Annotated in this window: 17 protein-coding genes; 3 read left to right on the plus strand and 14 right to left on the minus strand. The window is 63.3% G+C overall.

Going from position 1 to position 24,918, the window contains the following annotated elements; all coding sequences use genetic code 11:
- The first annotated feature begins 105 nt into the window (after positions 1-105).
- Positions 106-450: a hypothetical protein gene (locus tag FJ546_RS00850; protein ID WP_140887348.1), complete on the plus strand. Its 345-nt coding sequence runs from the start codon at positions 106-108 to the stop codon at positions 448-450.
- A gap of 43 nt (positions 451-493) precedes the next feature.
- On the opposite strand, the gene FJ546_RS00855 is transcribed toward FJ546_RS00850, so the two are convergent.
- From FJ546_RS00855 to FJ546_RS00870, 4 genes are all read right to left on the minus strand, one after another.
- Positions 494-2,113 carry an ABC transporter ATP-binding protein gene (locus FJ546_RS00855; protein WP_140887350.1) on the minus strand — a complete coding sequence of 540 codons (1,620 nt, stop codon included), beginning with the start codon at positions 2,111-2,113 and terminating at the stop codon, positions 494-496.
- A gap of 16 nt (positions 2,114-2,129) precedes the next feature.
- Positions 2,130-3,251, minus strand: coding sequence for an ABC transporter permease subunit (locus FJ546_RS00860; protein ID WP_140887352.1), 1,122 nt, complete (start codon positions 3,249-3,251; stop codon positions 2,130-2,132).
- Positions 3,244-4,167 carry an ABC transporter permease subunit gene (locus tag FJ546_RS00865; protein WP_019857069.1) on the minus strand — a complete coding sequence of 308 codons (924 nt, stop codon included), beginning with the start codon at positions 4,165-4,167 and terminating at the stop codon, positions 3,244-3,246. Before FJ546_RS00865 ends, FJ546_RS00860 begins: the two co-directional genes overlap by 8 nt.
- A 162-nt stretch (positions 4,168-4,329) precedes the next feature.
- The gene (locus tag FJ546_RS00870) at positions 4,330-5,922 is read right to left on the minus strand and encodes a peptide ABC transporter substrate-binding protein (RefSeq protein WP_140887353.1); all 1,593 of its coding nucleotides are present in this window, start codon (positions 5,920-5,922) and stop codon (positions 4,330-4,332) included.
- 283 nt (positions 5,923-6,205) lie between these two features.
- Between FJ546_RS00870 and FJ546_RS00875 the strand changes: the two genes are divergently transcribed.
- Positions 6,206-6,652 carry a TadE/TadG family type IV pilus assembly protein gene (locus FJ546_RS00875; RefSeq protein WP_140887355.1) on the plus strand — a complete coding sequence of 149 codons (447 nt, stop codon included), beginning with the start codon at positions 6,206-6,208 and terminating at the stop codon, positions 6,650-6,652.
- The gene (locus FJ546_RS00880; protein ID WP_140887356.1) at positions 6,653-8,410 is read left to right on the plus strand and encodes a TadG family pilus assembly protein; all 1,758 of its coding nucleotides are present in this window, start codon (positions 6,653-6,655) and stop codon (positions 8,408-8,410) included.
- A 51-nt stretch (positions 8,411-8,461) separates the two neighbouring features.
- On the opposite strand, the gene FJ546_RS00885 is transcribed toward FJ546_RS00880, so the two are convergent.
- The 10 genes from FJ546_RS00885 to FJ546_RS00930 form a co-directional block, all read right to left on the minus strand.
- Positions 8,462-10,096 (minus strand): alpha-glucosidase family protein, encoded by a 1,635-nt coding sequence (locus FJ546_RS00885; protein WP_140887358.1) that lies wholly within the window; start codon positions 10,094-10,096, stop codon positions 8,462-8,464.
- On the minus strand, positions 10,086-12,155 hold the full coding sequence (gene glgX / locus FJ546_RS00890; RefSeq protein ID WP_140887360.1) for a glycogen debranching protein GlgX: 2,070 nt from the start codon (positions 12,153-12,155) through the stop codon (positions 10,086-10,088). Before glgX ends, FJ546_RS00885 begins: the two co-directional genes overlap by 11 nt.
- A gap of 154 nt (positions 12,156-12,309) precedes the next feature.
- Positions 12,310-13,938, minus strand: a complete 1,629-nt coding sequence (locus FJ546_RS00895) for an alpha-D-glucose phosphate-specific phosphoglucomutase (RefSeq protein ID WP_140887361.1) — start codon at positions 13,936-13,938, stop codon at positions 12,310-12,312.
- 3 nt (positions 13,939-13,941) lie between these two features.
- Positions 13,942-15,387, minus strand: a complete 1,446-nt coding sequence (glgA, locus tag FJ546_RS00900) for a glycogen synthase GlgA (RefSeq protein WP_140887363.1) — start codon at positions 15,385-15,387, stop codon at positions 13,942-13,944.
- Positions 15,388-15,470: 83 nt separating this feature from the next.
- Positions 15,471-16,736, minus strand: coding sequence for a glucose-1-phosphate adenylyltransferase (gene glgC, locus FJ546_RS00905; protein ID WP_140887365.1), 1,266 nt, complete (start codon positions 16,734-16,736; stop codon positions 15,471-15,473).
- Positions 16,737-16,755: 19 nt separating this feature from the next.
- Entirely contained in the window at positions 16,756-18,990 is a 2,235-nt protein-coding gene (gene glgB, locus FJ546_RS00910) for a 1,4-alpha-glucan branching protein GlgB (RefSeq protein ID WP_140887366.1), read from the minus strand.
- Positions 18,991-19,096: 106 nt separating this feature from the next.
- Entirely contained in the window at positions 19,097-21,565 is a 2,469-nt protein-coding gene (locus FJ546_RS00915; protein WP_140887368.1) for a glycogen/starch/alpha-glucan phosphorylase, read from the minus strand.
- 131 nt (positions 21,566-21,696) lie between these two features.
- Entirely contained in the window at positions 21,697-22,500 is an 804-nt protein-coding gene (locus FJ546_RS00920) for an ATP-binding cassette domain-containing protein (protein WP_245318013.1), read from the minus strand.
- Positions 22,476-23,537: an ABC transporter permease gene (locus FJ546_RS00925; protein ID WP_140887370.1), complete on the minus strand. Its 1,062-nt coding sequence runs from the start codon at positions 23,535-23,537 to the stop codon at positions 22,476-22,478. The genes FJ546_RS00920 and FJ546_RS00925 overlap by 25 nt, the downstream gene beginning before the upstream one ends.
- Positions 23,538-23,697: 160 nt before the next feature.
- Positions 23,698-24,714, minus strand: a complete 1,017-nt coding sequence (locus FJ546_RS00930; protein WP_181167800.1) for a sugar ABC transporter substrate-binding protein — start codon at positions 24,712-24,714, stop codon at positions 23,698-23,700.
- Between the last annotated feature and the right edge of the window lie 204 nt (positions 24,715-24,918).

The raw sequence follows: 24,918 nt of genomic DNA on the forward strand, positions 1-24,918 counted from the left end.
GCCCATAGGGCTCTTTCGCGAGCCCAATCTTTGACGAAATGATCATCGGCTCCAGATAGTTCGGTGGATATGATGAAGCCAGTGAAACGGTGAGCCGGTGTGGACATGAATTTGATCGCGACGACGACCTCGACACCGGTTCTTGTGATTGCGGCGCTTCTCGTTACCGGCTGCTCGTCAATCGGCACGACCGCCGATCCGGTGACGTACGATAGAATGAGCTGCACCGAACTCAACAGCGCGCTAGGCGAAAAGGCCACCGAAATCTCACAAACCGCCATCACCCGGGGCAAGGTCGCCAACACCAGTGTTCCGCGCTGGCTGCTTGGTGTTTCGCGCGTGAAGACCGCCGTCGCGAATCGTGAGACCGCCAGGATCGATCGGCTGAAACAGCAGCAGGACGCCATCGCCGCTGCGCGCGCGCGCAATTGTCCCAAGTCAGCGGGCTGAGCGAACGGACGCCGTCAAGATGATTGCCTTTACCTGAAACGTCTCAGGCGCTCAGCCGGAATCGGGTGACATCGATCGCCGCGGCCATCAGCGTCTGCGTGTAGACGTGCTGCGGGTTGCTGAAGATTGCCTCTGTCGGCCCCTCCTCGACGATCTTGCCCTGTTTCATGACGATGATGTAGTCGGCCATGGCGCGCACCACGGCGAGGTCGTGGCTGATGAACAGATAGGACAGTTCATGGTCCGCCTGCAGCTTGCGCAGGAGTTCGACGATCTGTTTCTGCACCGAGCGGTCGAGCGCCGAGGTCGGTTCGTCCAGCACGACCATCTTTGGTTTCAGGATCATGGCGCGGGCAATGGCGATGCGTTGCCGCTGGCCGCCGGAGAATTCGTGCGGGTAGCGGTTGCGGGCGTTGGGATCGAGGCCGACTTCACGCAAGGCCTCGACCGCGCGCTGGTCGCGCTGCTTGCCCGACAGATTGGGCTCATGCACCAGCAGCCCTTCGGTGATGACCTGGCCGACGGTCATGCGCGGCGACAGAGAGCCGAAAGGATCCTGGAAGACGAGTTGCATCTGGCGCCGCAGCGGCCGCATCGCCTGGCGGTCGGCTGTCGAAATGTCGCGATCGCCAAAACGAATCAAGCCATCGCTCGGCAGCAGCCGCAGCAGAGCGCGGCCAAGCGTCGATTTTCCCGAGCCGGATTCGCCGACAATGCCGATGGTCTGGTTACGCTGCAGCCGGATCGAAATGTCGTCGACGGCGCGCAGCATCAGCGGCTCGCCGGCCAGAAACCCGCCGCCGATCCTGAATGTGACCTCGACATGCCTGCCTTCGAGCACCACCGGTGCGTTGGCGGGCGGCGGCGCCTTGCTTCCCGTCGGCTCGGCCGCCAGCAGCATCCTGGTGTAGGCGTGCTGCGGGTTGGCGAAGATCGCTCCCGCCTCGCCCTCCTCGACCACCTCGCCCTGGCGCATGACATAGACCCGGTCGGCGAAGCGCCGGACGATGCCGAGATCGTGGGTGATGAAGACGATGGCCATGCCGAGCTTGCGCTGCAATTCGGCGAGCAGCATCAGGATCTGCGCCTGGATGGTCACGTCGAGCGCCGTGGTCGGCTCGTCGGCGATCAGGATGTCGGGATCGTTCGCGAGTGCCATGGCGATCATCACACGCTGGCGCTGGCCGCCGGACATTTCGTGCGGGTAGGATTTCATCCGCCGTTCGGGATCGGGAATGTGCACCAGCCGCAAGAGCTTGAGCGCCTCTTCGCGCGCCTCGGCGGCATTCAGGCCGCGATGCCGGCGGATCGGCTCGATCAGTTGATTGCCGATCGAATAGAGCGGATCGAGCGAGGTCATCGGCTCCTGGAAGATCATGCTGATCTTGGCGCCACGGACCTTGTTCAGGTCGGATTTACTCAGCGTCAGCAGGTTGCGGCCGCGATAGTCGACGCTGCCCGTTGCCTCGCCGTTCGAGGCGAGCAGGCTCATCGCCGCCATCATGGTCTGGCTCTTGCCGGAGCCGGACTCGCCGACCACGGCAACGGTCTCGCCGGCATTGACGTGGATGTTGATGCCTTTCACTGCTTCGATCGCGCCGTCGAGCGTGCGGAAGCGGACACGCAGGTCCTTGACGCTGAGGATCGCTTCGGGAGTGCCCATGTCAGCGGTCCCCATCTTATCGATCTCTCGGATCGAGCGCGTCGCGCAGGCCATCGCCGACGAAGTTCAACGCAAACAGCGTCGAGACGAGGAAGAAAGCAGGAAACAGGAGCAGCCAGTTGGCGGTGCCGATGTTCTTGGCGCCGACAGAAATCAGCACGCCCCAGCTGGTCATCGGCTCCTGCACGCCAAGGCCGAGGAACGACAGGAAACTCTCCAGGATGATGACCTGCGGCACCAGCAAGGTCATGTAGATGACGACCGGGCCGAGCAAATTGGGGATGACGTGTCGCAGCAGGATGCCGCGCTGGCCGACGCCCATGGCCTCCGCCGCCTGGACATATTCCTGGCGGCGGATCGACAGCGCCTGGCCGCGCACGATGCGCGCCATGTCGAGCCACAGCACCGCGCCAACCGCCAGGAACATCAGCACGAAGTTGCGGCCGAAGAACACCACCAGCATGATGACGAAGAAGATGAACGGCAAGGAATAGAGCACATCGACAATGCGCATCATCACCTCGTCGATCCTGCCGCCGGAGAAACCCGCGGCGGCGCCATAGATCACCCCGATCACCACCGCCACGACGCCGGCGAGCAGGCCGATGGCCAGTGAGATGCGACCGGCCATCAGCGTGCGCGAGAGCAGATCGCGGCCGGTGTTGTCGGTGCCGAACAGAAAATATTGCTGCTTGACCGACGCGCTCATCGTCACTTCCAGACCGTCGGGCGACTTGCTCTCGATCTTGGTGTCGTCAAAGGCATCGGAGCGGTCGAGGTAGCGGATGTTGCGGTCATCGATCGGCTTGGCCGACTTGACCGTGACGAAGACCTGATTGCCGTCCTGGTGCCATTCCTTGATATCGACCCGCATGCGTTTGATCGCATCGTTGAGCGCGGACTCGATCATGTCGGGCTTCGGATAGGCTGTAAGGCTTGGCGGCATGCGCACATAGTCGGCATAGATGGTCGTGTACTGATGCGGCACGAACCAGGGGCCAAACACGCTGACGAGCCCGATCAAGGCGAGGTAGTAGAGGCTGAACATGGCGGCGCGGTTGGCCTTGAGGCGCGCCCAGGCATCGCCCCACAGCGAGCGGCCGACGATGGCGGGAGCCGTGGCTGCGATGTCAGTCATAGCGCACCCTCGGGTCGACGACCGCGTACATGACGTCGACGATCAGGTTGAAGACGATGGTGAAGATGGCGATCACCACCACCGTTCCCATCACCAGCGTGTAATCGCGGTTGAGCGCGGCATCGACGAAGTAGCGGCCGACGCCGGGAATGGAGAAGATCGTCTCGACGATGACGGAGCCCGTCAAAAGGGCCGCCGCCGCCGGGCCGGTGAACGAAACGATCGGCAAGATGGCGCCGCGCAAGGCGTGTTTGACCACAACCGACCAGTCGGAAAGGCCGAGCGCGCGGGCGGTGCGGATGTGATGGGAGCGCAGCGATTCGATCATCGAGCCGCGCATCAGGCGGGCGACGATGGCGATCTGCGGCAAGGCAAGCGTCAGCACCGGGCCGACCTTGTTGATGAAGGCGCCATCGCCCCAGCCGCCGATTGGCAGGAGCTTCCAGGTCAGGCCGAAGAGAAGCTGGATCACCGGCGCGATGACGAAGGTGGGAATGGTGCTGCCGGCCGTGGCCAGCGCAATCACCGTATAGTCGCCGAGCTTGTTCTGGTTGAGCGCGGCGATGGTGCCGAGCACGGAACCCAGCAGCAGCGCCAGGATCAGCGCCGAGGCGCCGAGTTGCACCGAAATGGGCAGACCCTTGGCGAACAGTTCGGTGACGGTGAAATCCGGCATGTTGTAGCTCGGGCCGAAATTGCCGCGCAAGAGATTGCCGAGATAGTGGACATATTGCAGCCAGAGCGGATCGTTGAGGCCGAACTGGGCTTCAAGGTTGGCCTTGATCTCGGGGCTCAGCCCCCGCTCCTGGTTGAATGGCCCGCCTGGCGCGACGCGCATCAGGAAGAACGCCATCGTCACGATGACGAACAGCGTCGGTATGGCGGTCAAAAGCCGCCGGAATACGTATCGCAGCATCGGTGCCCCACTTGATCCGGAACACGCCTGTCCGATTGGACCATTGTGCTCCAGCCTTCAAATCTTCGCACCGGATTTTCCGAAAATCGATTGCGCTTCCCGGCCGATGCGATGGCAAACCAGCACCGCCGCGCACGAAGTGCGCGGCGGCTTGGCCAGGGATCAGTCCTTGCTGACGAAACGCGACGGATGGACGTCCATCACATTGTCGACGAAGCCATGCAGCTTCGAGGACACGATGTCGTGGTAGCTATAGTAGAGCAGCGGGATCTCGCCGACATCGTCGACGAGAATGCGCTCGGCCTCGGAGAGTTCCTTCATGCGCTCCTCGGGCTTGCCTCCGGCGGCGGCTGCCTTGTCCATCGCCGCTTCATAGGCCGGGCTGTTGTAGTTCGAGTAGTTGTTGCCGCTCGCCTTGCGCGAGATGCCAAGGAAGGTTTCCGGATCCTTGTAGTCGGCGATCCAGGCGGCACGCGCCACGTCATAGTCGCCCTTCTGCTCGAGGAAGGAGTAGTGCGTCTTGGTGTCGGTGTTGAGCAGCGTGACGTCGACCCCAAGCGGCTTCAGCTGCTCCTGGATGGCGACCGCGGTGTTCTTGTGGTTTTCCGAGGTGTTGTAGCGGATTTCCATCTTCAGCGGATGTTCGGGCGTGTAGCCGAGTTTCTCGAGGATTTTCTTGGCCGCGTCCTCGCGGTCTATCTGCGGCATCTCGGCATATTTGGCCATTGCGGGCGTGTAGCCCTCGATGCCGGGAGGCACCATCGAATAGCCGGGCAGCATCGAGTTCTGCCAGACCTTTTCGGCGATGAAGTCGCGGTCGATCGCCATCGAGATGGCGTTGCGCAGTTCAGGATTGTTCCACGGCGCCTTGTCGGTCTTGATCGCGTAGTAATAGGTGCCGAGATACGGGCCGACATGGATCTGATCGCCGAACTTGGTCTTGAGGTCGGCGAGCTGTTCGGTCGGCAGATCGTCATAGCTGTCGAGTTCGCCGGCCTCGAAGCGTTTCATCGCCGATGAGCGGTCTTCGGTCGGGATATAGTTGACCACGTCGAACTTGACGGTCGCGGCGTCCCAGAATTTCGGATTCTTGACCAGCTTCATGTGGTCGTTGGGAACCCATTCGGCCAGCGTGTAGGCGCCGTTCGAGACGAGCTTGCCGGGCTTGATCCAGTCGGCGCCGAGTTTCTCAATCGAAGCCTTGCTGACCGGATAGGTCGCCTGGTGGGTCAGCATCTCCAGGAAGTAGGGCGTCGGCGCCTTCAGGGTCACTTCCAGGGTGTTGGCGTCGATCGCCTTGACGCCCATGTCCTCGGGCTTGCCTTTCTTGGTGTTGACGTCCTCGGCGCCCTTCACCGGATACAGCATCGAGGCGTATTCGGCCCCGGTCGCCGGATCTTCCAGCCGGTGGAAGGCGTAGACGAAGTCGTCGGCCGTCACCGGGCTGCCGTCCGACCACATGCCGTCCTTGCGCAGCTTGAAGGTGTAGACGGTGCCGTCATCCGATACCGTCCAGCTTTCGGCGGCGCCCGGAATGAGGTTTGCCTTCTCGTCCTGCATGACCAGTCCCTGGAACAGGTCGCGCAGCACGTTGGCTTCATACACCGTCGAGGTCTTGTGCGGGTCGACCGACTCCGATTCGGCGGCGGTGCCCCTGTTGTAGACGCTCTCGGCGAACGCCGGCGAGTAGAATGCGCCGGCGGCTACCGCCATGGTGGTGGCGAATACCGTCGCCTTCAGCATGTTTTTCAGCATGAAGTTCTCCCTGTCGGCGCTGCCGTGGGCGCGCCTTTGAGTGTTGACGCCCCGGAACCGATGCCTGGTTCCTTTGAGCGTGCCGCCGGTTCCCCCCGGCAGCTGGTGGCAGGAGACTAGACAGGAGGTAAGCTCTTTTCAACCGAGTACTGATTGACCCTAAGTCAATCCTCAGAATCGAAGAAGCAACAGCTAAATTAGAACGGCATTTTCAATCGCGCGCATCCCCAGGTTGCACCCGGAGTTTTCGCTTTCTGCATGCGAACTTTGGCATGCTGGTATCATGGTTCAGAACCTCATTTCCAGGCTCCGAAGACGCGCGTTCCGAACAGACAATTCGGGAACGTCGGCGGTCGAGTTCGCCCTGCTGTCGCCGATTTTTATCCTTCTTCTGCTCGGAATGGTTGCGTACGGTATCTATTTTGGTGCTGCCAACTCGATCCAGCAGATCGCGGCGGATGCCGCCCGGACGGCCATTGCCGGGCTGAACCAGACCGAGCGGCAGACGCTCGTGGCCGCCTTCCTCGCCAACAATGCCGGTGGTTACCCCTTCGTGGACGCCAGCAAACTGACCTACCAGGCCAATGACAGCGTGGCCGACGGCAGCCAGTTCGTGGTGTCGATTTCGTACGATGCACGCAACCTGCCGATCTGGAATCTCTTCCCGGGCATAGCCATGCCAGGGACCACCATCAGGCGTCAGTCAACGATCAGGATTGGGGGTATCTGAATGCTGCAGCGTGCGGGCAAGGGCATCGGCCGGCTTGCACGGTCTATGATGGGGGACAGGAAGGCGAACTTCGCCGTCATGACCGCGCTGAGCGCGCCGGTCGCCCTGGCGCTGGCCGCGGTGGCCATTGATGAAGCCTCCATCTACTCCGAGCGCCGGCAGGCCCAGGCGATGGTCGATCTGGCGGCGATCACCGCAGCCTCGAACATCAACAATGTCAACACGGCGGTTGTCACCACGCTCACCGACAACGGCATGCCGGGTGTCGTCGTTCAAGCCTCTGGCCAGACCATTGCCCCGGCCCTCGGCAAGACGGTGGTGACGGTCACGCAAGGCCGATATGCCTCGACGACCACCAATGTCACCCAACGCTTCCAGGCGGGCGTGACACCCTACAATGCGGTACGTGTCACACTGGCGAAAGTCCCCACCCGCTATTTTGCAAGTTCGCTCATCCCCACTCCGGTCATCGGCACCCAAGCCACGGCCAGCATGACGCCGCAGGCGGCATTCTCGGTGGGGTCGAGACTGCTCAGCGTCAATGGCGGCATCCTCAATGCCTTGCTGAGCGGGCTCCTTGGCGGCAACATCTCGCTCAGTGTCATGGACTATAACGGGCTGATCTCGGCCGATGTCAGCGTCTTGTCCTTCATCAGCGCGCTCGCCACACAATTGAACATTACGGCCGGCACCTATTCGGACGTACTGGCCTCGAAAGCGACTGTCGGCCAGATCGCCACCGCCATGGCCAACGTCCCCGGCCTCGGCAACACGGCCAAGGTCGCCCTGCAGACCATCGCCTCCAAGTCGACCAGCGCGGTCAAGATCCCGCTCAGTAGCCTTGTCGATCTCGGCTCCGTCGGCAGCTTGGGCCTCGGGCAGCAGCCGTCCGGCCTCGGCGTCGATGCAAGCGCCATGGGGATGCTGACCGCCGCCGCCGTGCTCGCCAACGGCACCAACCAAGCCGCGATCGACCTCGGCGCCACCATACCGGGACTGCTCTCGACCAAGCTCAACATCGCCATCGGCCAGCCCGCGCAATCCTCGCCCTGGCTCGCGGTCGACGGCATCGGGACGGTCGTGCGGACCGCCCAGACACGCATCAAACTGACGGCGTCAGTCGGTATCGGCACGCCCGGCATCGGCGGCGGCGTCAACCTGGTAGCCGTCAATCTGCCGCTCAATGTCGAAGTCGCCTATGCCGAAGCCAAGCTGACCGACATCACCTGTCCGACAGGGCCTTCCAGCATCAGCGTTTCCATCGCCGCGCACCCGGGCGTTGCCCAGCTTAACCTGGCCAACAGCAACAATCCCTCCGGCTTTGCCGATTTTAGCCAGCCGCAGACCTTCACCGATGCCGATATCGCCGATGTGAAGCTGCTGTTGATACCGCTGATCCAGGTGATGGGTTCGGCCGCGACCGCGATCACCAACAACAACCCGCAGACCTTGACGTTCAATGCGACCGATATCGCCAACAAGACGGTCAAAACCGTTTCGACGCGCAACATATCGCAATCGCTCACCACGTCGCTGGTTAACAACCTGTCGCTCTCGGTCAATGTGCTTGGTCTCGGCATCGATCTCACCGCCCTGCTCGGAACGGTCAAACCGGCGGTGGTGACCCTGCTCAACACCGTAACGGCGCCCGTCGACGACTTGCTCTACAATGTGCTGTCCGCGCTTGGTGTCGGCGTCGGCCAGGCCGACGTACGCGTCACCGGAGCGACCTGCGGTCGGGCGGTGCTCGTTCAGTGAGGTTTTCATGGCCAAGCGGGTCGCCTGGCCAAGGCGCAGTCGGACGGCCAGTCAGTCGAGCCGGCCAAGGAAGCAACCGAGAGCCGGCAGCGAGAGCGCTTCCTCCTCGCCGGCAGCGGTGCCAGCCAGGACAGCGGCGACAGCGCCAATATCCCGTGGCAAGGGCCAATTCGCCGGCTCTCCAGCGAAATTGAAGACGCAGAGCAGTCTCTGCCCGCCGCCTTCGCGGATGAAGGCCAGCACGTCGCCTTCGGCGTCGAGAAAGCGGATCGAACCGCTGACCAGCGCCGGATGGCGCCTGCGCAAGGCGAGCGTCGAACGGTAGGCGGACAGCACCGATTGGTCGCTGCCGTTCTGCACATCGGCGGCGCGGGCACGATGGCTGGCGGGGACCGGCAGCCAGGGTTTGCCCGTCGAGAAGCCCGCATTGTCGGCGCCGGCTTCCCAAACCATCGGCGTGCGGCAGCCATCCCTGCCCTTCACACCGGGCCAGAAACGGATGCCGACGGGATCGCGCAGATCCTCATAGGCAAGCTCCGCCTCCTCCAGGCCAAGTTCCTCACCCTGATAGAGGCAGATCGAACCGCGCAGGCAGGCGAGCAGCATGATCGAGAATCTGGCCACCGCCTCGGCATCGCCATCCGGCGCTGTCCAGCGGCTGACATGGCGCACCACGTCATGGTTGGAAAACGCCCAGCAGACCCAGCCGTCGGCAACCGCATGTTCGAAGGCCTCGACGCAGCCGCGCACATGCGCCGCCGAAAATTGCGGGCCGAGCAGGTCGAAGGTGTAGCACATCTGCAGCTTGTCGCCGCCGGAAGTGTAGGCGGCCAGCGTCTGCAGCGAGCGGCCCTCATCGCCGATTTCGCCGACGGCGGCGCGGTCTGGGTATTCGTCGAGCAGCGCCCGGAAACGCCTGAGGAAAGCCAGGTTCTCCGGCTGCGTCTTGTCGAACAAATGCTCCTGGAAAAGATAGGTGTTGGTCTCGCCATTGGTGCCGGCGACGCTCGACGCCAAGGGCGGATTGCTGCGCAGCCAGCGGTCGTGGACATAATAGTTGACGGTGTCGAGCCGGAAACCGTCGACGCCGCGCTCCAGCCAGAAGCGCACCGTGTCCAGCAGCGCGTCCTGGACCTCCGGATTGTGGAAATTCAGATCGGGCTGCGAGGCGAGGAAATTGTGCATGTAATATTGCCGGCGGGTCGAATCCCACTCCCAGGCCGGGCCGCCGAAGACGGACAGCCAGTTGTTGGGCGCATTGCCGTCGGGTTTCGTATCGGCCCAGACGTACCAGTCGGCCTTGGGATTGTCGCGGCTGGCGCGGCTTTCGATGAACCATTCGTGTTCGTCGGATGAGTGCGACAAGACCTGGTCGATGACGACCTTCAGGCCCAGCCGGTGCGCCTCCGCGACCAGAGCGTCGAAATCCTCCAGCGAACCGAATTTCGGATCGACGTCGCGATAGTCCGAAATGTCGTAGCCCATATCGGCCATCGGCGACTTGAAGAAGGGCGACAGCCAGACGGCATCGACGCCGAGCGACGCGATGTGGTCAAGCCGCGCAGTGATACCCCTGAGATCGCCGCTGCCGTCGCCGGTCGTGTCCTGGAAGGAGCGCGGATAGACCTGGTAGATGACGCAGCCGCGCCACCATTCGGCCGCCTGCCCCGCATTGTCATCGGCCATCACGAACCCTTCCTGGCGCGACCCTTGGCGGTCCGGCGCGAACTGGTTTTTTCGCATCGGATTGCCCGAACCCCGGGTGCCACTTTTCGGTCCGATGCTCTGCCATGAAGTGGACGCTGCGGCCCGGCAGCGGCCGCGCAAGGTCGATCGCCTGCGTCTCGATCGCCGGCTGCCATCGGAAGCCTTCCCGCGCGGGCAAGGTGAAGACGCATTGGCGACGATCGCCATTGATCATGACGGCAAGGCGGTCGCCGCTTGCATCACCCAACAGCATGACGAGGCGGTGTCGCGCGGGGTCGTTCCAGTCCGTCTCGGCAAGCGGCATACCGGTCTCGGTCAACCAGGCGACGTCGGGGATGCCTGTCGCATCGGCCGGTTGTCCTGTCAGGAAATCCGTATCCGACAAAGCGGGGACGGTACGGCGAAGCATGCCGAGCGCCGATGCGTAGCGCTCCAGCGCCTGGTCGCGGCCGGCCCAGTCGAGCCAGGTGATGGCATTGTCCTGCGCATAGGCATTGTTGTTGCCTTTCTGGGAGCGGCCGAACTCGTCGCCCGCCGTCAGCATGATGGTACCGCGCGAGGCAAACAGCGTGGCGAGCAATGCGCACTGGTCGTCGAAGCGCGCCCTGGTGATCGCCGCACTGTCCGTCTCGCCCTCGGCGCCGTTGTTCCAGGACAAATTGTCGTTGTGGCCGTCGCGGTTCTGCTCGCCATTGGCCGCGTTGTGCTTGCGCTCATAGGCGACGAGGTCGGCCAGCGTCATGCCGTCATGGGCGGCGATGAAATTGAGCGTGCGGCTGGCCGGCTGGCCGGCCTTGCCAAAAACATCGGACGAACCGGCAAGCCGCGTCGCCAGCGCTCCTAGCGCGCCCGCATCGCCTCGCCAGAAGCGCCTGGCATCGTCGCGATAGCGGTCGTTCCATTCGAGGAAGCGCGGCGGGAAGTTGCCGAGCTGGTAGCCGTCAGGACCGATATCCCAGGGTTCGGCGACCAACACGCGATCGGCCAGCATGGGATCGCCGGCGATCGCCGCGAGCAAGGGCGCCGCAGGATCGAACACGCCGCCGACTCGGCCCAGCACCGGCGCCAGATCGAAGCGGAAGCCGTCGACCCCGGCATTGCAGACAAAATGCCGGAGCGTGTCGAGCACCATGCCCCGCACCGCCGGATGATCGCAGGCGACGGTGTTGCCGGTGCCGGTGTCATTGACCAGCCTGCCATCCGGCTGGTGCCGATAGTAGACCTGGTTGTCGAGGCCGCGCAGCGACAGCGTCGGCCCCAGCCGGTCGCTTTCGCCCGTGTGGTTGAAGACGAGGTCGAGGATGGCGCCGATGCCGGCCTTCCGCAGCGCCGCCACGGTGTCGCGCAATTCCGTGAGGCCGCCAGGCGCAAGACGCGGGTCGAGCGCCATGAAGGTGACGGGATTGTAGCCCCAGGCGTTGCCCAGGCCCAGCGGCGGCAGGTGCCGCTCGTCGATCGACGCCGTCACCGGCATCAGTTCGACGGCCGACACGCCGAGCCTTTGCAGATGCTCGATGACGACAGGATGAGCAAGCGCCGCGATCGTACCGCGCTGCGCTGGCGGAATGTCCGGATGCAGCTTGGTGAAGGCGCGCACCGGCACCTCGTAGATCAGGCCGCCCGGTCGAAACAGCGGCGGCAACACAGGCACCGCTTCGGGCAAGGCTTTCGCCACGGTCTTGGGCATAAGCGGCGCGGTGTCTGCGCCCTCATTGCGCCGCGCGGCGAGCCGCCAGTGATAGGCGTATGGCCGGTCGATTTCGACGGCGTAGGGATCGGTAAGCAGCTTGTCGGGGTCGAACCACAACCCGCGCTCGGGGGCATAGTCGCCGTCGGCGCGAAAGCCATACCGCGTGCCCGCGGCAAGGCCGGGAACGAAGAGCGCATGCACCCCCTCGCCTTCCGGCTTCAGCTCCAGCCGGTCGAGTTCGCGGTTTCCGTGCCCGTCGAAGATCGACACCCAGAGGCGGCGTGCCGACGAGGACAAGGCTGCGAAGCGGATGCCTTCGCGGGTGACGGTGGCGCCAAGCTGGGTCATGGGAGCCGGCCCTGAAGCGCGGTGCAACCGTTGGAGATTAGCGGAAGCCTCCTAGAATTCGGCATCCCAGGGTCTCCGCGACGGAGCTTCGCTCCTGCTTCGCCCTGGGATGCCGAAGCGGTGGAGGTTTCGGCCAATCGCCAAGGCACCACCCTCAAGTAATCACGCTCGGCTTGTTGCGGCCGGTGTGGCTCTTGATGCCGGCAATGTCGTCGGCGGCCGCGATGAGGTCGGCAAGGGCTGCCTGCGTGTCGAGATCGTGCCTGGCCTTGTCCGGCTCGTAGCGTTCGATGTAGACGCGCAAAGTCGCGCCGGACGTGCCGGTGCCGGAAAGCCGGAAGACGACGCGCGAGCCGCCTTCGAACAGGATCCTGATACCCTGATGCTCGCTGGTCGAACCGTCGACCGGGTCGTGATAGGCGAAATCGTCGGCCTTGGCGATCTTCAGGCCGCGCACGCTGGTGCCGGGCAGCGAGCCGAGCTTGGCACGCAGTTCGTCGACCAGAGCGTTGGCGCGGTCGCTCTCGACCTCCTCATAGTCGTGGCGGGAATAGTAGTTGCGCCCATAGGCCGCCCAGTGCTCGGTGACGACCTGCTTGCAGCTTTCGCCGCGCGCGGCGAGGATGTTGAGCCAGAGCAGCACCGCCCACAGTCCGTCCTTTTCGCGCACATGGTTGGAGCCGGTGCCGGCGCTCTCCTCGCCGCAGATCGTCGCCATGCCGGCATCGAGCAGATTGCCGAAAAACTTCCAGCCGGTCGGCGTCTCGTAGATACCGATGCCGAGTTTTTCGGCGACACGGTCGGCGGCGCCACTGGTCGGCATCGAGCGGGCGATGCCCTCCAGCCCGTCCTTGTAGCCGGGCGCCAGACGGGCATTGGCGGCAAGCATCGCCACCGAATCCGACGGGGTGACGAAAATGCCCTTGCCGATGATCAGATTGCGGTCGCCGTCACCGTCGGAAGCAGCACCAAAATCCGGCGCGTCCGAGCCCATCATCTCGTCATAGAGATGCTTGGCGTGCACCAGGTTCGGATCCGGATGATGGCCGCCGAAATCCGGCAGTGGCTTGAAGTTGCGGCAGGTGCCGCTGGGCGCGCCAAGCCGGTTCTCGAGGATTTCCTTGGCATAGGGACCTGTCACCGCGTGCATGGCGTCGAAGCGCATGCGGAAGCCCGATTTGAACAGTCTGCGCAGCGCGTCGAAATCGAACAGGCTTTCCATCAGCTCGGCATAATCGGCGACCGGATCGATGATCTCGACCGTCATGCCGGCGGCCGTGACGGTGCCGATCGTATCGATGTCGATCGGATCGATGTCTGATGTCTTGAAGCTCGAAATCGCCTTGGTCTTGGCAAAGATCGCATCGGTCAGCTTTTCCGGCGCCGGGCCGCCATTGCCGGCATTGTACTTTATGCCGAAATCCTCATGCGGGCCGCCGGGATTGTGGCTGGCCGACAGGATGATGCCGCCGAAGGTCTTGTATTTGCGGATGACATGCGAGGCGGCCGGTGTCGACAATATGCCGCCCTGCCCGACCATCACCTTGCCGAAGCCGTTGGCGGCCGCCATGGCGATAGCCTTCTGGATGACTTCGCGGTTGTAGAAGCGGCCGTCGCCGCCGATCACCAGCGTCTTGCCCTTGAAGCCGTCAAGCGCGTCGAAGATCGACTGGATGAAATTCTCGGCATAGTGCTCCTGCTGGAACACGGGCACCTTCTTGCGCAGGCCCGACGTGCCGGGCTTCTGGTCTGAATAGGGCTTGGTGGGGACGGTCCGTATCATGCTTCAGGCAACCCTTTTCGAAAGCAGCAGGCGATAGAGTTCAAGATATTTTTCCGCGCTCTTGTCCCATGACACATCGGCCTTCATGCCTTGGCGCTGGATGGTCTCGAAGGCCGCGGAATCGGCGTAGGCATCGACCAGGCGGCGTATGGCGTGCAGCATCGCGCCGCCATTGTTGGGAGCAAACTGGAACCCTGTCGCCACGCCGGCCGCCATAGCCGCTTCGTTGGCGTCGATGATGGTGTCGGCAAGGCCGCCGGTGCGGGCGACCACCGGCACGCAGCCGTAGCGCAGGCCGTAGAGCTGCGTCAGTCCACAAGGTTCGAAGCGCGACGGGATGATAATGGCGTCGCAGCCGCCCTGCATGGTGTGCGACAGCCCTTCGTCATAGCCGATGACCACGCCAATGCGGCCACGGTGGCGTGCGGCGGCGGCAAGCAGCGCGCCTTCGAGGCCCGCGTCACCGGAGCCCAGAATGGCCAGCCGCGCCCCAGTCGCGACGATGCCATCGATCACCGTCGCCAATATGTCCATGCCCTTCTGCCAGGTCAGCCGGCTGATGACGCAGACGATCGGGCTGTCGTCGCGGTCGAGGCCGAAACGCTCCTCCACGGCCGCCCTGTTCGGCGCCCGTGCCTTGAGCGTTGCGGCCGTATAGTTCGACACCAGATGCTTGTCCGTCTCCGGATCCCAGATGGCGGTGTCGATGCCATTGACGATGCCATAGAGATCGCTGGAGCGCATGTTGATCAGGCCGTCGAGGCCCATGCCGAATTCCGGCGAACGGATCTCCTGCGCATAGGTCGGGCTCACCGTGGTGATCGCCCAGGCCGCCTGCAGGCCGGCCTTGAGGAAGCCGACGCCACCATAATATTCGACGCCGTCAAGCGCCATCGCCATCGCCGGCAGGCCGAGTTCGCCGAAGATGCCGGCGCCGAACTGTCCCTGGAAGGCGAGATTGTGGACGGTCATCATCGACGGCGTGCCGACCGCCTTGCCGTAGCGCATATAGGCCAGCGTCATCGCCGACTGCCAGTCATGGGCATGGACGATGTCGGGCAGGTAGCCCGAGATGGCACCGCCGGCGATATCGGCGCCGGCCTGGCTCAGGGCCGCAAAACGCCGCCAATTGTCCGGCCAGTCGGCGCCCGAAGCATTGCCGTAGGGACCGCCGGGACGGTCGAACAGATGCGGCGCGTCGAGCACGAACAGGTCGAGCCCGGCAAGCTCGACGGCGTGGATAGAGGCCTTGCCGCCTTGCAGCAGCGGATATTGGTAGACGGCCTTGCGTTTCTTGAAACCCTCCATCACCGCGGGAAAGCCCGGAATGAGCGTGCGCATGGTCACACCCTTGGCCGCCAGCGCGACGGGTAGCGCACCGGTCACGTCGGCAAGCCCGCCGGTTTTGATCAGCGGGAATATCTCGGGCGTGACCGACAGAACCTGCATGCGTCTATCCCGATCCTGTCCAATTCTTTGTTTCCAGGCAAATCCCGGACGGAAACCCGTTTCGCACTTTTCGCGGAATTGCTCTAGAGCCCGAGTTTGTTGATCATGTCCTGCGTGACCAGGCAGATGCCCTTCTCCGAAACGCGGAAGCGCTTGGCGTCCAGCGCGGGATCCTCGCCGACCACCAGCCCCTCGGGTATCCTAACACCGTGGTCGATGACGACGCGCTTCAACTTTGCGTTCCGGCCGACATGAACGTCGGGCAGCATGACCACCTCTTCCAGCGTCGAATAGGAATTGATGCGCGCGCCGGTGAAGATCAGGCTCCTCTTCAGCGTCGCGCCGGAGACGATGCAATCGCCCGAGACCAGCGAGGAAACGGCCGAGCCGCGCCGACCATCCTCGTCATGGACGAATTTTGCCGGCGGCTTCAACTCGGCATAGGTCCAGATCGGCCAGTCACGGTCGTAGAGGTCGAGCTCCGGCGTCACGTCGGTCAGGTCGATATTGGCTTCCCAATAGGCGTCGACCGTTCCGACATCGCGCCAGTAGGCTTCGTTCTCGGCGGTCGAGCGCACGCAGGATTTGGTGAAACGGTGCGCGATCGCCTTACCGTGCTGGACGATATAGGGGATGATGTCCTTGCCGAAATCGCGGCTTGAGCCCTGCTCGGCGGCGTCGCGGCGCAACTGCTCCATCAGGAACTTGGTCCTGAAGACGTAGATGCCCATCGAGGCCAGGGCGAAGTCCGGATTGCCCGGAATGCCGGGCGGATCGGCTGGCTTTTCGACGAAGGCGATGATGTTGTCCTTGGCATCGACATGCATGACGCCAAAGCCCGTCGCCTCCGTGCGCGGCACTTCGAGACAGCCGACGGTGACGTCGGCATTGGCGTCGACATGCTGACGCAGCATCATCTCGTAGTCCATCTTGTAGATGTGGTCGCCGGCGAGGATGACCATGTATTCGGGGCCGTAAGCCTCGATGATGTCGATGTTCTGGTAGACGGCGTCAGCCGTGCCTTCATACCACTGCGTTTCCGAGACGCGCTGGCTGGCCGGCAGGATGTCGAAGCTTTCGTTTCGTTCCGGCCGCAGGAAGTTCCAGCCGCGCTGCAGGTGGCGGATCAGCGAATGCGCCTTGTACTGGGTGGCGACGCCGAGGCGGCGAATGCCGGAGTTGAGCGCATTGGAGAGCGCGAAGTCGATGATGCGCGTCTTGCCGCCGAAATAGACCGCCGGCTTGGCGCGACGGTCGGTCAGTTCCTTGAGGCGGCTGCCACGGCCGCCGGCCAGTACATAGGCCATGGCATCGCGCGCCAGCGGCTGGGTCCGTTTCAAGTCTGCCATTTCTACCCTCCCAATTTACTCAAGTCTCGCCCTGTGAGTCGGCCTCGGCCACGAGTTCGAGCATGATTGTCGACAGCGGCGGCAGAAGCATCGTTGCCGAGATGCTCTTGCCTTCCGCCCTTGCCTCGACCATGCCGCCATTGCCCATGCCGGAACCGCCATATTCGGATGCGTCGGTGTTGATGATCTCGCGCCACTTGCCGGTCTTCGGCAGCGGCACGCGATAATTGTCGCGCGGCACCGGCGTGAAGTTGGAAATGACGGCCACCGGGCTGCCGCCCGGCGCGTTGCGCACCCAGGCGAAAACCGAATTCTGGCTGTCGTCGACGATCAGCCAGGAAAACCCTTCCGGCTCGCAGTCGCGGCCGTGCAGTGCCGGGCGCGACCGATAGAGATAGTTGAGGTCGCGCACGGTCTGCCAGACGCCGCGATGCGGGCGGAAATCGAGCAGATTCCAGTCGAGCGCGCGCGCCTCGCTCCATTCGCGGCGCTGCGCGAATTCCTGTCCCATGAACAAGAGCTTCTTGCCGGGGTAGCCCCACATGAAGCCGTAATAGGCGCGCAAGGTCGCGAATTTCTGCCAGTCGTCGCCGGCCATCTTGCCCAGCAGCGTGCCTTTGCCGTGCACGACCTCGTCATGCGAGAGCGGCAGCACGAAATTCTCCGAGAAGGCGTAGGTCAGGCCGAAGGTCAGGTCGTTGTGGTGGTGCTTGCGGAAAATCGGCTCCTTGGAGAAATACTCCAGCGTGTCATGCATGAAGCCCATGTTCCACTTGAAGCCGAAGCCCAGCCCGCCTTCATGCACCGGCGCCGAAACCTTCGGCCATGAGGTCGATTCCTCCGCGATGGTCATGACGCCGGGATGGTGGCCGTAGACCTCCTTGTTCATCTTCTGCAGGAAAGAGACCGCCTCGAGGTTCTCGCGGCCGCCTTTCTCGTTGGGGATCCACTCGCCGGCCTTGCGGGAATAGTCGAGGTAAAGCATCGAGGCGACCGCATCGACGCGCAAACCGTCGACATGATATTTCTCGGCCCAGAACAGCGCATTGTTGACCAGGAACGACACCACCTCGCGGCGGCCGAAATTGTAGATCGCGGTGTTCCAGTCGGGATGAAAACCCTTGCGCGGGTCGGCATGTTCGTAGAGCGCGGTGCCGTCGAAATGGGCCAGGCCATGCGCGTCGACCGGGAAATGCGCCGGCACCCAGTCGAGGATGACGCCGACGCCGGCGCGGTGCGCGCCATCGACGAAACGGGCAAAGCCGTCCGGATCGCCGAAGCGGGCCGACGGCGCATAGAGGCCGGTCGTCTGATAGCCCCAGGACGGGTCATAGGGATGCTCGGAAATCGGCATGAACTCGATGTGGGTGAAGCCGGTCTCGACCACATAGGGGATCAGCCGATCGGCCAGTTCGTCCCATGACAGGAACGTGCCGTCGTCGTGAAGCTGCCAGGACCCTGCGTGGACTTCGTAGATCGAGACGGCTTCGCGCCGGGGATCGGCATTGCGCCAGTAGTTGCGATGCGCCTCGTCGCCCCACTCATGCGCCGGCGGCACGGCGACAACCGAAGCCGTAGCGGGACGCAGTTCGGATTTGAACGCAAACGGATCGGCCTTCAGCGGCAGCCTGACGCCATCGGGTCCAATGATCTCGTATTTGTAGGGTCGCCCGGCACCGATGTCCGGGATGAACACCTCCCATATGCCGGTGTCGCGGCGGTCGCGCATCGTGTGGCGGCGGCCATCCCAGTCGTTGAAATCGCCGACCACCGAGACGCGTTTTGCGTTGGGAGCCCAGACGGCGAAATGCACGCCGGTGGCGCCTTCGTGCTCGATGACGTGCGCGCCAAGCTTGTCGAACAGCCTGAGATGCGACCCTTCGGCGATATAGTAATCGTCCATCGGCCCGAGCACCGGGCCGAACGAATAAGGATCGGTCAGCCACCAGTCACCGCCGGCATTGCGCGCGTGATAGCGCAGCGGCTGCCGCTTCTTGATCGACAGACTGCCTTCGAAGAAGCCGGCATCGTCTCGCCTGGACAACGCGCCGGCCTCGATGCCCGTCAGCGTATAGGCAGCGACGGTCTCGGCATGCGGAACGAAGCAACGGGCAAACAGGCTTTTGCCGACCTCATGGACACCGAGGACCGCGAACGGATCTCCGTGCGTGCCGGCGACAATCGCCGCAACATCGCTGGCTGGCGCCAGTCCGTCCGGCCCGCTTGTCGCAGCGGTCACGCGCGGCTTCCTCATCAGGCAGTGTCCCTCCCAGGGCACCAAGTGTCTATTTCTGGTGATGTGAGTTGGCATTCAACCCAAATCACCGGGACCACATTGTTCGTGGCCTCATGCAATCACATCAGGCGGGCACGTTCCAGATTTCTTTCGCGTATTGGCGGATGGTGCGATCGGACGAGAACCAGCCGACGCGCGCGACGTTGCGGATTGCTCTGGCATACCAGTCCGGGCTGTTGCGCCAGACAGCGTCGACATCACGCTGGGTGGCGGCGTAGGCGTCGAAATCGGCGGCGACCATGAACCAGTCGCTGGTGTAGAGGCCGTTGATGAGGTCGCGGTAACGGTCCGGGTCGTCCGGCGAAAAGACGCCCGAGGAAACGGCCGCGACCGCCTGCGACAGTTCTGAAGAGCCCTCGATCACGGCGCGCGGGTTGTAGCCATTGTTGCGCCGTTCGGCGACCTCGGCCGTGGTCAGGCCGAAGATGAAGATGTTGTCGTCGCCGACGCATTCCTTGATCTCGACATTGGCGCCGTCGAGCGTGCCGATGGTCAGCGCGCCGTTGAGCGCGAACTTCATGTTGCCGGTTCCCGACGCTTCCATGCCGGCGGTCGAAATCTGTTCGGACAGGTCGGCGGCCGGCATCATGACTTCGGCCAGGCTGACATTGTAGTTCGGCACGAACACCACCTTCAGCAAGCCGCGCACCGCCGGGTCGCGGTTGATGACCCTGGCGACATCATTGGCGAGTTTGATGATCAGCTTGGCGTTGTGGTAGCTGGGCGCCGCCTTGCCGCCAAAGAATTTCACGCGCGGCATCCAGTCGCGCTCGGGATGCGAGCGGATCTGGTCGTAGAGCGCGATCGCCTCGAGGATGTTCAGAAGCTGGCGCTTGTATTCGTGGATGCGCTTGACCTGGATGTCGAACAGCGCCGACGGGTCGACCTTGATGCCGAGCCGGTCGGCGACGAGATTGGCCAGCCGCGCCTTGTTCTGGCGCTTGACGCCCGCGAACTTCTCCCGGAAAGCGCTGTCATCGGCAAAGCCGTCGAGCCCTTTGATGGCGTCGATATCGTCGAGAAAACGGTCACCGATCGCCTCGCGGGCGAGCGAGGTCAGGCCGGGGTTGCACTGGATCAGCCAGCGCCGCGGCGTGATGCCGTTGGTCTTGTTGTTGATGCGATCGGGATAGAGCTTGTGCAGGTCGGCAAACACCGTTTCCTTCATCAGCTCGGTATGCAGTGCCGAGACACCGTTGATCGAGTGCGAGCCGACAAAGGCCAGATTGCCCATGCGCACGCGGCGGTCGCCATTTTCCTGGATCAGCGAAATGCAGCTGATCTGCTCGCCCGAGAACTGGTCGGTGGCGCGTGCCTCCAGAAGCACCTGCGCGTTGATGGCGTAGACGATCTGCATATGGCGCGGCAGAAGCCGCTCAAACAGCGGCACCGGCCAGCTTTCCAGCGCTTCGGGAAGAAGCGTGTGGTTGGTGTAGCCGAAGGTGCGTTTGGTGATGTCCCAGGCGAGATCGAAGTCCATGCCGTGGACATCCATCAACAGCCGCATCAGCTCCGGCACGGCGATCGCCGGGTGGGTGTCGTTCAAGTGGATCGCCGCCTTGTCGGGCAGCGACTTCAGGTCGCCATACTGGCTGAGATGGCGCTGCACGATGTCCTGCAGCGAGGCGGTCGAGAAGAAATACTCTTGCCGCAGCCTGAGCTCCTGCCCGGCCTTGTGGGAATCGGCGGGGTAAAGCACGCGCGACAGCGCGTCCGCCTTGTTGCTTTCGGCGAGCGCGCCGATGTGGTCGCCGGCATTGAACTTGTCGAGCAGGATCGGATCGACCGGCATGCCCGACCACAGCCGAAGCGTGTTGACGCGGTTGCCCCGCCAGCCGACGACAGGCGTGTCGTAGGCGACAGCCAGGACATGTTCGGTCGGCTTCCAGACGTGGCGCTCGAGCCGGCCGTCCTTTGACGTGATGGATTCCACCGAACCGCCGAAGCCGACTTCGAAGGAGCGTTCGCGCCGTTCGAACTCCCAGGGGTTGCCGTGATCGAGCCAGGTCTCGGGCAGTTCGACCTGCCAGCCGTCGTGGATCTCCTGGCGGAACATGCCGTTGGCGTAGCGGATGCCGTAGCCATGCGCGGGAATGTCGACGGTCGCCATGCTTTCCATGAAGCAGGCGGCAAGCCGGCCAAGGCCGCCATTGCCGAGCGCCGCGTCGGGTTCCAGCGCCGCGATGAGATCGAGGTCGACGCCGAGCGACGACAGCGCCTCGCGCATATCGGCCATCAGGCCAAGATTGGAAAAGGCGTCGCGCATCAGGCGGCCGATGAGGAACTCCAGCGACAAATAGTAGACGCGCTTTTCCTGCTGGTCATAGGCCTCTTTGGTTGCCTGCATCCAGCGATCGACGATGCGGTCGCGCACGACCTTGATCGAGGCCGTCAGCCAGTCGTATTGGGTCGCGACCGTGGTGTCCTTGCCGACCCGGTATTTGAGGGCCACCAAGACTTCCCTTGCGAGCGTCTTCGGATCGGGATTTTCGAGCAGGGGCGGAAGGGTTTCGGATGTCATTGCGCGCGTCATGCTGCCTCTCGTGCGGTTGCAACGATCATACCGGCTTTCACCATTCATCCCAGCCCATGTTACCGCATCGCAACATATATTCAATCGATTTAGATGAACGTCCGCCACCTTACCCTGCGGCAATTTGACAATCAGGCGGCCAGTGCAGCCTCAGGAGGCGCCTTGGCGCCGGTCATGAAGGCGACGGCGTCGGACATCGTATATTGCTTGGGGTCGATGACGGCGAGGCGACGGCCGAGGCGATGAATGTGGACGCGGTCGGCCACCTCGAAGACATGCGGCATGTTGTGCGAGATCAGGACGATCGGCAGGCCACGCTTCTTGACGTCCAGGATCAGTTCGAGCACACGGCGGCTCTCCTTGACACCAAGGGCTGCCGTCGGCTCGTCCATGATCACCACGCGGCTGCCGAAGGCAGCGGCGCGCGCCACCGCAACACCCTGGCGCTGGCCGCCCGAGAGCGTTTCCACCGCCTGGCCGATGTTCTGGATGGTCATCAGGCCGAGTTCGGTGAGTTTGTCGCGGGCGCGCTTTTCCATCGCCGGACGGTCGAGCATACGCAGCCATTGTCCGAGGAAGCCGGGTTTGCGGATCTCGCGGCCGAGGAACATGTTGTCGGCGATCGACAATGCCGGCGACAGCGCGAGGTTCTGGTAGACGGTCTCGATACCGGCCTCGCGAGCCTCCATCGGCGACTTGAAGGCAACGGTTTTGCCTTCAAGCCGGATTTCGCCTTCGTCGGGCACGACAGCGCCTGAAATCGCCTTGATGAGCGACGACTTGCCGGCGCCGTTGTCGCCGATGACGGCGAGGATTTCGCCGGGATAGAGGTCGAAGTCGGCATTGTCGAGGGCGGTGACGCGGCCATAGCGCTTGACCAGGCCGCGCGCGGTGAGAATGGGGTCCTGGGTCATGCCGAAACCTTTCTGATCCATTGGTCGACCGCCACGGCGCCGATGATCAACACACCGGTGAGCAGCACTTTCCACTGCGGGTCTGCGCCCAGCATGTTGAGGCCCATGGAGACGACGCCGACGATCATCGCGCCGAACAGCGTGCCCAGGATCGAGCCGCGCCCGCCGAAGAGGGAAATACCACCGATCACCGTCGCGGTGATCGCCTGCAGATTGTAGTCGGTGACGGCCGCCGACGGCGAGATCGAACCATTGCGGCCGATGGAGACCCAGGCGGCGAAAGCGGCGATCAGCCCGGCAAGGGTGTAGACCGTCACCAGCACCTTCTTGGTCTGGATGCCCGACAGCTTGGCCGCCTCCTGGTCGTCGCCGACAGCGTAGACATGGCGGCCCCAGGCGGTGTGATTGAGGACGTACCAGAGCAGCAGCACCAGCGCGACCATGGCGATGACGCCGAGCGTCAGCACCGCGGTACCGACCTTGAAGCTCAGGGCGAACAGATGCAGCAGCGGCGCCTGGGTGTCGACGTCGGTGTCACGGATCGTTTCATTGGCCGAATAGATGAAGTTCGTGGCCATGACGATGTTCCACGTGCCAAGGGTCACGATGAAAGGCGGCAGCTTCATGTAAGCGACAAGCAACCCGTTGAGCAGCCCGCAGGCAGCACCGGCGGCAAGCCCGAACGCCACGGCCACTACGCTCGGCAAGCCGTAACTGACGGCGCAATTGCCCATGATCACGGCTGAGATCACCATGATGACGCCAATCGACAGGTCGATGCCGGCGGTCAGGATGACCAGTGTCTGCGCAGCGCCCAGAATGCCGACGATGGCGATTTGCTGCAGGATCAGCGTCAGCGTGTAGGACGAGAAGAAGCGCCCGCCAATGGTGATGCCGAAGATGATGATCGACAGGACCAGGACGATCAGCGGCACCGCCGCCGGCGTCGAATGCAGGAAATGCTGGACGCGCCTGACTGCCGATTTGTGTTCGTCGAACGCGGCAACGCTGGTGTCGCTGGCCGAGAGAACCTTTTCGAATTCCTGAGTTTGAGCCATGTTTCCTCCCCGTGAGGGATCAGCCTAGCGCCGACGCCCGTCCACGTCTTTCCGGTCTGTCGCCGGGATTGTTCGCGGTCACGCGACCCATCGTCCACCCGAAGCGGCCGGGGATCAAGCCCCGACCGCTCGAGTTCCATAATTGCCGGTCAGACCGGCATCAGCCCCAGCACTTGGCGAGGCCTTCCTTGGTGTCGATGGACTTCACGCCGTTGGCCGGCTTGTCGGTCACCAGGTTGACGCCGGTGTCGAAGAAATTCTTGCCTTCGGTCGGCTTCGGCTTGGTTCCATCCTTGGCGAAGGCGGCGATCGCCTCGATGCCGAGGGCCGCCATCTGCAGCGGGTACTGCTGCGACGTCGCGCCGATGACACCTTCCTTCACCGACTTCACGCCGGGGCAGCCGCCGTCGACTGAGACGATCAGCACCTGCTTTTCAAGGCCGACAGCCTTGAGCGCCTGGTAGGCGCCGACTGCTGCGGGCTCGTTGATGGTGTGGATGACGTTGATGGTGTTGTCCTTCTGCAGAAGGTTCTCCATAGCCTTGCGGCCGCCCTCCTCATTGCCGTTGGTGACGTCGTGGCCGACGATGCGCGGATCGGTTTCGTCGCCGATCTTGTTGGGATCCTTCACGTCGATGCCGTAGCCCATCATGAAGCCCTGGTCGCGCAGCACGTCCACGGTCGGCTGCGACGGCGTCAGGTCGAGGAAGCCGATCTTGGCGTCCTTGGCCTTGTCGCCGAGCGTCGCGGCGGCCCAGGCGCCGATCAGCTTGCCGGCCTCGAGATTGTCGGTGGCAAAGGTCGCATCGGCTGCGTCGATCGGGTCGAGCGGCGTGTCGAGCGCGATCACCAGCAGGCCGGCGTCACGCGCCTTCTTCACGGTCGGCACGATGCCCTTGGTGTCGGATGCGGTGATCAGGATGCCCTTGGCGCCGTCGGCAATGCAGCTTTCAATCGCCGCCACCTGGCTTTCGCTGTCGCCGTCGATCTTGCCGGCATAGGTCTTGAGGTCGACGCCGAGTTCCTTGGCCTTTGCGGTCGCGCCTTCCTTCATCTTGACGAAGAACGGATTGGTGTCGGTCTTGGTGATCAGGCAAGCGCCGACGCCGGCTGCGGAGGCGGACGACGCAAACGCCATCAGACCCAAGGCAGCCGCGGCAAACACGGTCGATTTCAACAATTTTGTATTGGTCACGGTCTTCCTCCCAGTGGAACCATTCCGGATGCCGGCCACCGGCATCTACGGCGCATCCTACGAATTCTCCCAGCGTGGACGCCGCCTCAACAGACACCAGACCGCAGCCGCTGTCAATAATTAAATCACTCTTATTTATTATTGACAGCCTTGCGTCGTTCACTCATTCTGGCCCAAAAGCCTTGA

Source organism: Mesorhizobium sp. B2-4-19 (assembly GCF_006441315.1).
In the GTDB taxonomy this organism is placed as follows: Bacteria; Pseudomonadota; Alphaproteobacteria; order Rhizobiales; family Rhizobiaceae; genus Mesorhizobium.

Bases quoted from the DNA above. Each gene is read 5' to 3' on its own strand.
- FJ546_RS00850 (WP_140887348.1), top strand. From the start codon at position 106: ATGAATTTGATCGCGACGACGACCTCGACACCGGTTCTTGTGATTGCG.
- FJ546_RS00855 (WP_140887350.1), bottom strand. From the start codon at position 2,113: ATGGGCACTCCCGAAGCGATCCTCAGCGTCAAGGACCTGCGTGTCCGC.
- FJ546_RS00860 (WP_140887352.1), bottom strand. From the start codon at position 3,251: ATGACTGACATCGCAGCCACGGCTCCCGCCATCGTCGGCCGCTCGCTG.
- FJ546_RS00865 (WP_019857069.1), bottom strand. From the start codon at position 4,167: ATGCTGCGATACGTATTCCGGCGGCTTTTGACCGCCATACCGACGCTG.
- FJ546_RS00870 (WP_140887353.1), bottom strand. From the start codon at position 5,922: ATGCTGAAAAACATGCTGAAGGCGACGGTATTCGCCACCACCATGGCG.
- FJ546_RS00875 (WP_140887355.1), top strand. From the start codon at position 6,206: ATGGTTCAGAACCTCATTTCCAGGCTCCGAAGACGCGCGTTCCGAACA.
- FJ546_RS00880 (WP_140887356.1), top strand. From the start codon at position 6,653: ATGCTGCAGCGTGCGGGCAAGGGCATCGGCCGGCTTGCACGGTCTATG.
- FJ546_RS00885 (WP_140887358.1), bottom strand. From the start codon at position 10,096: ATGGCCGATGACAATGCGGGGCAGGCGGCCGAATGGTGGCGCGGCTGC.
- glgX (WP_140887360.1), bottom strand. From the start codon at position 12,155: ATGACCCAGCTTGGCGCCACCGTCACCCGCGAAGGCATCCGCTTCGCA.
- FJ546_RS00895 (WP_140887361.1), bottom strand. From the start codon at position 13,938: ATGATACGGACCGTCCCCACCAAGCCCTATTCAGACCAGAAGCCCGGC.
- glgA (WP_140887363.1), bottom strand. From the start codon at position 15,387: ATGCAGGTTCTGTCGGTCACGCCCGAGATATTCCCGCTGATCAAAACC.
- glgC (WP_140887365.1), bottom strand. From the start codon at position 16,736: ATGGCAGACTTGAAACGGACCCAGCCGCTGGCGCGCGATGCCATGGCC.
- glgB (WP_140887366.1), bottom strand. From the start codon at position 18,990: ATGAGGAAGCCGCGCGTGACCGCTGCGACAAGCGGGCCGGACGGACTG.
- FJ546_RS00915 (WP_140887368.1), bottom strand. From the start codon at position 21,565: ATGACGCGCGCAATGACATCCGAAACCCTTCCGCCCCTGCTCGAAAAT.
- FJ546_RS00920 (WP_245318013.1), bottom strand. From the start codon at position 22,500: ATGGATCAGAAAGGTTTCGGCATGACCCAGGACCCCATTCTCACCGCG.
- FJ546_RS00925 (WP_140887370.1), bottom strand. From the start codon at position 23,537: ATGGCTCAAACTCAGGAATTCGAAAAGGTTCTCTCGGCCAGCGACACC.